4 protein-coding genes are annotated in these 7,569 nt (G+C 69.3%); all 4 read right to left on the bottom strand.

Features of this window, described 5'->3' with window-relative positions:
- On the bottom strand, positions 1-554 hold a 554-nt coding region (locus tag I55_RS22380; protein WP_044562809.1), incomplete at its 3' end, for a hypothetical protein.
- Complete coding sequence (locus I55_RS22375; RefSeq protein WP_044562808.1) at positions 551-1,750, bottom strand: type II secretion system F family protein; 1,200 nt, start codon at positions 1,748-1,750, stop codon at positions 551-553. The genes I55_RS22375 and I55_RS22380, both read right to left, overlap by 4 nt.
- Before the next feature lie 23 nt (positions 1,751-1,773).
- Positions 1,774-2,202 carry a type II secretion system major pseudopilin GspG gene (gspG, locus tag I55_RS22370; RefSeq protein WP_044562807.1) on the bottom strand — a complete coding sequence of 143 codons (429 nt, stop codon included), beginning with the start codon at positions 2,200-2,202 and terminating at the stop codon, positions 1,774-1,776.
- A 107-nt stretch (positions 2,203-2,309) separates the two neighbouring features.
- Positions 2,310-7,532 carry a discoidin domain-containing protein gene (locus tag I55_RS37840; protein WP_211100319.1) on the bottom strand — a complete coding sequence of 1,741 codons (5,223 nt, stop codon included), beginning with the start codon at positions 7,530-7,532 and terminating at the stop codon, positions 2,310-2,312.
- Positions 7,533-7,569: the final 37 nt, after the last annotated feature.

Below are 7,569 nucleotides of genomic sequence, written 5' to 3'. Positions count from 1 at the left end.
GCCGGGCTGGCGGCCTCGCTGACGCTGGCGAAGGACAGGATGGCCGTTGTGCGGCCGTCGCGGCGGTCGCCGTCGCCGGCCTGGACCACGCTGTCCATGGCGCGCACGGACTCTTCCAGCTTGGATAGATAGGCCTGGATGTCCGCCTGCAGGGCCAGGGCCACGCCCAGCGGGGCCCCCGCCTGGGCTTCCAGCCAGGTCAGCAGGTCGGCGTCGAAGGGGTCGCTGACGGCCGCCAACAGCCCGTCGCCGTCATCGCGCAGCAGGGCGCAGTGGCGCTGCATGGCGCGGGGCAGGGGCAGACGGTCCAGCGCCGGCGTCAGGGCCAGCATGGCCGCCGTCTCCAGCACCGGCAGCCCCAGGAGCTGGCCCAGGCGCTGCAGGCGCTGGCGCGGCTCCCCGCCGGCCAGGCTGTCGAACTCCACCAGGATGCCGCGGCGGCTGCGCAGGGCCGCTTGCCGTGCCTGGCGCAGCAGGGCCTCGTCATCCAAGGCCGGCAGGGGGGCCGGCAGGGGGGCCAGCAGGGGGGCCAGTAAGGGGGCGTGTTGGCTCATTGCAGGCTGTCCGCCAGGTCGAAGATGGGCATGTAGAGCAGAACGACGATGGCGCCGACGATGATGCCGATGGCGGCCATGAGCAGCGGTTCGAAGACGCGGGTGAAGCGGTCGATCCAGCGCCCGATCTCCCCGTCATAGAACTCGGCGGAGCGGGTCAGCATGGCACCCAGTTCACCCGACCGCTCGCCCACGCGCAGCATGCGCAGCGAGATGGGCGTGGCCAGGCCCTGGGCCTCGAAGGCGTCGGACAGGGGGGTGCCGGCCTGCACCGCTTCACTGGCCATCCGCAGGCGGGCGGCCACGTCGGGCGACATCATGCCCTGGATGGAGGCCATGGCCGCGACCACGGTGATGCCACCCTCCAGCAGCATGCCCATGGTGAGGTACAGGCGCGACAGCTCATAGATCCGCACCCGCGCGGCCATACCGGGGATGACGGCCAGCAGCCGGCCGACGCCGCCTCGCCGGACGATGTGCCGGGCGGCCAGCGCCAGGGCCGCGACGGAAACCAGAAGGCCCGCCGCCAGGGGGGCCGCATGCGCCCCGGCGAAACGCCCCCAGTCCATCAGCACGCGCGACAGGAAGGGCAGAGAGCGGCCGGTGCCCTGGTAGATCTGGGCGAAGCTGGGGACGACATAGCCCACCAGGAAGAAGGACACGGCCCCCCCCACCAGGGCCAGGATGCAGGGGTAGATCGCGGCGCTGACCACCTTGCCGCGCACGCCGTCCGCCCGCTGGCGGTAATCGAGATAGCGGGCCAGCGAGCGGGGCAGGTCGCTGGTCCCCTCCGCCGCGCGGACGATGCCGATGTACAGGGGCGGGAAGTGCCCGGGCTGTTCCGCCAGCACGGTGGATAGGCGCTTGCCGTCGCGCAGGCCCGCCAGCAGGCGCTGCAGGATGGCGCGCGCGGTCTCGTTCGCCTCCTTCTCCAGCAGGGCCTCCAGCCCCTCGACGATGGACAGGCCGGCGCGCAGCAGGGCCAGCAGTTCCTGGCTGAACAGCACCAGCGACCACTGCCGCGCGGTGACGCCGCCAAGGCCCCCCGGCCGGCGCAGGCGGCCGGCGGGCCGCACCTCGGCCACGGCCAGGCCGCGCGCGGCCGCCTGGCGGCGCGCGTCGTCCTCGTCCTGGGCATCCAGGACCAGCTGGGTCATCAGGTGATCGGGCGACAGCGCCCGGACCTCATACCGCATTCGAAACGCCCCCGCCGCCCTGGCTACTCGTTGCTGAGGTCGGCGTCGGGGCCGGTGCCGCCGGGCTGGCCGTCCCGCCCGTAGGAGGTGATGGCGAACTCCCCCTTCTCGCCCGGGGAGCGGTAGAGGTAGGCATGGCCCCAGGGGTCGGGGATCACGTCCTTGCGCAGGTAGGGGCCGTTCCATTTGTCGCCATCGGTGGCCGGCCGGGTCATCAGGGCGGCCAGCCCTTCATCCGTCGTGGGGAAGCGGCCCACATCCAGGCGGAAATTGTCCACGGCCTTGGCATAGGCCTCGATCTGCGCCTTGGCCGTCGTCACCTCGGACTTCGACACCTGCGAGAAGTATTTGGGCCCCACGTAGGAGGCGAGCAGGCCGATGATCAGCACCACGACCAGTAGTTCCAGCAGGGTGAAACCCCGCTCGCTTGCCCTGTTCTCAAATCCCCTCATTTCCTACCCCCAAGATCACTTGTCCTGAAATGCGAAGAGGCGGCGACGCCCTTCCAGGCGCCGCCGTCCCTTCCGTTCGCTATGGTCGCCGCGTCACCAACCCCCAATCACCAGCCGATGCCGAACACCGCGTGCTCCGGCGTGTCGGTGGTGATGGTGGAGCTCTGGTCCGACACGTCGTCGTAGGCGAAGCCGTAGGCCAGGCCGCCGACGCTGTGGTCGTGCCAGAACTTGGCGTAGAAGTTGGCCGGCGCCGCGCCGTACCAGACGGACGGCGTGGCCCAGGCCGCGACGTTGTCGGTGATGTGGCGGTTGAAGGCCGCGCACAACTGGGCCTCCAGCGCCAGCTCGGTGGCGTTGCCGGTGGCCAGCGCCCCGGCGCCGCGTAGCACGTCCTGCGTCGTCGGCTTGTTCACGATGTAGCTGCCGCCGACGTAGGCTCCGTTCTTCAGGTCGACCTCGCTGAACACCATCTGGCCATCCCGCACCTGCCCTGCGAAGCGGCGGGAGCCGCCCCACATGTCGATGGTCAGGGTGTTGGTGGTGTAGAACGCCCAAATCTGGTCGATGTAACTGTCGAAGTAGCTGGCGTTGGCCTGGCCGGCGTCAAAGGTGCTGTTGTAGGGCGCCATGATGCGGTAGGGCGACAGTGGGGCCGAATGGAAGGCCGCCGGCGTCTCCGCGACATAGGCGTCATACAGCGCGGCACGGCTCTGGTTGATGCCGGTCTGCTTGTGGAAGGTGTTGTGGGCACCATACACGTCCAGCAGCAGCGGCAGGCCGAACTGGTCCACCTGGGTGGTGTTGATCCACAGGCCGGACGCGTTGTAGGTGAACTCATACCAATCGTAATAGATGTTGATGTTGGGGTCGGTGCCGTTCAGCGGGTTGGGCCCCGCATAGCCGACCTGGTTGTTCGCGTCCATCAGGATCTTGATGTACAGCGGCTCACCCAGGGCGATGAACACGCGACCGCTGTCCATCTTCGGCAGCTTCAACTGCTTGGCCTGGGCCAGGGTGAAGAAGTAGTTGCTGTAGTTCTGGCCGTTCTTGGTCAGGTGGCCGGTGCCGTCGTTGTCGGCCGGGGTGGCGGCCGTCAGGGTGCCGTCCGGCTTCAGCCAGGCGAACTGCCCCGTGGCGGGGTCACGACCGATGACGGCCACGTACACCTGGTCGTCGCTGTAGGCGCCGTGGGTGTTGTTCTGCAGGTCGACACCGACGAAGCCGGGGAAGACCGTGTAGGGCAGGCCGCTGGTGTTGACCGTCAGGATGGCGGGATCGCTGGTGACCTTGGTCCCCTGCGGGCCCGTCACGATGACGGCGTACCGCGCGGTATTGTCGTCATTGGTGGTGGCCGGCGTGCTGTAGCTGGCGCTGGTGGCGCCGGCGATGTCGGCCCCGTTGCGCTGCCACTGGTAGGTGAAGGGGCCGGTGCCGCTGACCGTGACCGAGAAGCTGGCGCTCTGGCCCAGGCCCACGGTCTGGTTTTGCGGCTGGCTGGTGATGGTGGGCGCCTGGTCCACTTGGTTGTTGAACACCTGGAAGCTGAACAGGCTGTAGCCGTAGGGGCTGGACCGCTGCGTGCCCAGCAGGCGGACGTGGCGGGCGGTGACGGGCGTGAAGCCCAAATCCTCCACCCCGCCCTTGCCGGCGGCCTGGGTGTAGACCGTGGTCCAGTCCTTGTCGTCCGCGCCCCCCACGTCGGACACCTGGATCAGGTAGGCGATGCCGTGCGCGTTCTCCCAGTTCAGGACCACCCGGTTGAAGGTCTGGGCGGAACCGAGGTCGATGGCGATCCACGACGGATCGACAAAGGCGGAGGACCAGCGGGTATTGGGGTTGCCGTCCACCGCGTTGCCGGCGGGGTAGCCGTCATTCTCCGTACCGCTGGCCGTGGCCGCCTTGCCGGCGGCCAGATCCACGCCGGCCGAGGCCGGACCGAAGGTCACGGCCAGGCTGTGGGCCGCCAGGACGTTGGTGAAGGTGTAGCTGGCCTGGGGCCCGACGTTCTGCCCGTCCACCGCCACCTTGGTGACGACGAAGCCGTCGGCCGCGGTGAAGACGTAGCGCGGGTCGGCCCCCTGCAGCACCTGGGTGGCGCCCGCCGGGGTGATGGTGCCGTTGTCGCCCGCCGTCGTGGTGACGGTGAAGCGCGGCGTGCTGGCGGTGTCGTACACCTCGAACTCGAACAGGCTGTAACCGTAGCCGGAGGAGCGCTTGACCCCCTGCAGGCGGACATAGCGGGCGTTCACGGTGGTGAAGGACAGATCCTCGTCCCCGCCCTTGCCGTTGGTCTGGGTGTAGGCGTCGTTCCAGGACTTGCCGTCCGTGGACGTCTGGATGACGTAACCCACGCCGTAGGCGTTTTCCCAGCGCAGGACCACCCGGTTCACCGCCCGCACCGCGCCCAGGTCGGCCTGCAGCCAGGCCTGGTCGTCGAAGTTGGAGGAGAAGCGTGAGTTGGTGCTGCCATCGGCGGCGTTGCCGGCGGGGTAGCCGTCATTCTCCGTGCCGCTGGCCGTCATGGTGACGCCCAGGGCCAGGTTGGCGTTGGTGGAGACCGGCGCCGTACCCCCATTACCCGTGTTGCCGTCGCCGGTGTTCCCGTTGCCGGGGTCACCCGTTCCCGTCTGGGGTGGGGCGGTGACCGTCACCGTCGCGCTGGCGCTGGTGACGGTGCCGGCCACGTTGCTGACGACGACGCTGACGGTGGTGCCGCTGTCGGCGGTGGTCAGGCTCTTGGTGGTGAACAGGGGGCTGTCGGTGGTCGCCGCCAGCTGCCCGTTCACATACCACTGGTAGGTGAAGGGCGCGGTGCCGGTGGTGGCCACGCTGAACTGCGCGGTCTGGCCGGCCGTCACCGTGACGCTGGTGGGCCCGGCCGTCAGCGTCGGCGGGGTCGGCATGTCGTACACCTGGAAGGACCAGAGGCTGTAGCCGTAGGGGCCGGACCGCTGGGTCAGCTTCAGGCGCACATACTGGGCGGTCACCTCGGTGAAGGTGATGTCCTCGATCCCGCCCTTGCCGGCGGTTTCGGGGTGGACCGTGGTCCAGTTCTGGTCATCGGCGCCACCCACGTTGGACACCTGGACCTGGTAGCCCACGGCGTAGGCGTTTTCCCAGTTCAGAACCACGCGGTTGAAGGCCTTGGGCGCGCCCAGGTCCACCTGCAGCCAGGCGGTTGGGCCCACGGCGGACGACCACCGGGTGTTGGGGTCGCCGTCCACCGCGTTGCCGGCGGGGTAGCCCGCGTTCTCCAACTCGCTGGAGGTGGCGAGTTGGTGCAGGGCCAGGTCCACCGCCGCCGAGGCGACGCTGAACGTGGCGGCCACGGTGTGGGCGGCCTGGACGTTGGTGAAGGTGTAGCTGGCGACCTGGCCCACGCTCTGGCCGTCCGCCGTGACACCCGTCGCGGCGAAGCCGGTGGCGGGCTGGAGAGTGAAGGTCTGGCTGGCGCCGGCCAGAACCGACACCGTGCCGGGCAGGATGGCGCCGTTGGCCCCGGCCGTGGCGGTCAGGGTGTACTGCGGGGTGGTGGCGGTGTTGTAGACCTCGAACTCGAACAGGCTGTAGCCGTACTGGCCGGAGCGCTTGGTGCCGCTCATCCGCACGAACTGCGCCTGGGTGGCGTCGAAGCGGATGTCCTCGACACCGCCCTTGCCCTGGGTTTCGGTGTGCACTGTCTTCCAGGACTTGTTGTCCGGCGACACCTCGATCAGATAGCCCACGCCGTAGGCGGCTTCCCAGCGCAGGACCACGCGGTCCACGGTCTGGATGGAACCGAGATCGACCGTGATCGATTCCGTGTCGCTGAAGCCCGACGACCAGCGGGAGTTGAGATCGCCATCCACCGCGGCCGACGCTGGATAGCCGTCGCCCTGGTCGCTGGTGGCCGTGGCTTTCTTGCCGGCGGCAAGGTCCGAGGCCGGGGACTTGGTGGGAGGCGCCAGCGGGTCGGCGTTGTTGCCGCCCCCATTGTTACCCCCGCCCCCATTGTTACCCCCGCCGTTGTTGTTGCCGCCCCCGTTGTCGCCACCGGTGTTGCCGTTGCCGCCATTACCGGTGTTGCCGTTACCGTCGCCGATGGTGCCGTTCAGGGTGACGGTGGCCGCGGCACTGGTGGCGCTGCCACCGCCGTTGCTGACGGTGACGCTGAAGGATGCGCCATCGTCCGTCGCCTGCAGGGGGGCCGTGGTGAAGCTGGGAACGGTGGTGATGCCGACCGGGGCGCCGTTCTCCATCCACTGGTAGTTGAAGGGCCCGGGGCCGCCGACGCCGACGGTGAAGGTGGCGGTGCCGCCCACGGGGGCCGTCTGGTTGGCGGGCTGCGCCGTGATGGTGGGGGCGGCCAGGGGATTGCCCGCCACGCACAGGGCCCAGCCCGGTGAGTTGTCGGTGATCTGCGAGGACGACTGGCCGGCCGAGGAGACGAAGTAGGACCGGTCGGTCTCACCCGCCACGTCGGTCGCGGTCCAGGTGGTCCAGGGGTTGGGGAAGGCGCAGGCCGCGTAGTTGCTGCCGGCGATGGTCAGGGCCTCGTCCTGGGTGGGGACGCGCATGCCCACCGACGCGCAGTACTGCTCGGCCACCGGCCGGGTGAACTGGGCGCCCGCCTGGGTGAAGGTGGTCACGTACTGCTGCCAGGTCAGGCCGCTGACGTTGTCGACCGCGGTGGGCACGAAGGGCCCGTTGGGAATGCCGGTGATGGGCGAGACATAGGTGCCCGACTTCGCCGGTTGCAGGGTGTAGCGCTCCGTCGCCGTGCCGCACTGGGGCACGTCGAAGACCTGGAATTCGAACAGGCTGTAGCCGTAGTCCGTGGCGCGCTTGTTGCCCAGCATCCGCACGTAGCGGGCCGTGGTGCTGGGGAAGGGCAGGGTCTCCGTGCCGCCGTGGCCGACGGCCATGCTGCCATCCACCGGGTACACGGTGGTCCACGTCTTGTTGTCGCCCTCGTCGTTGGAAACCTGGATTTGGTATTCCGTGGCGTAGGCGTTCTCCCACACCAGGACCACCTCGTCGAAGGTCTGGAGGGAGCCCAAGTCCACCCCCACCCAGGACGGGTCGATCCCGGGCGCGGACGACCAGCGGGTGTTGATGTTGCCGTCGAAGGCGAACTTGGCCGTCAGGCCGCCGTTCTGCTCGCTGCTTTCCAGGGCCGTCTTGCCCTGGGCCAGGTTGGTGCCGTTGCTGCCGCTGACCGACAGGGTGGCGGCGGGCTTGGAGGTGATGGTGCCCGCCACGTTGGTGACGGTGACGGTGTAGGCGCCGGCGTCGCCGGTCTGAACCGACGGGATGACGAAGTTGGCGGCGTCGGGGCCGACGGCCACGCCGTCATGGGTCCATTGGTAGTGCAGCGGCGCCGTG

Source organism: Azospirillum sp. B4, from assembly GCF_000333275.1.
Classification (GTDB): domain Bacteria; phylum Pseudomonadota; class Alphaproteobacteria; order Azospirillales; family Azospirillaceae; genus Nitrospirillum.
This window is presented reverse-complemented; position numbering and strand designations above follow the sequence as displayed.

Excerpts from the sequence above, each read along its gene's own strand:
- I55_RS22375 (WP_044562808.1), bottom strand. The coding sequence starts at position 1,750 with ATGCGGTATGAGGTCCGGGCGCTGTCGCCCGATCACCTGATGACCCAG.
- gspG (WP_044562807.1), bottom strand. The coding sequence starts at position 2,202 with ATGAGGGGATTTGAGAACAGGGCAAGCGAGCGGGGTTTCACCCTGCTG.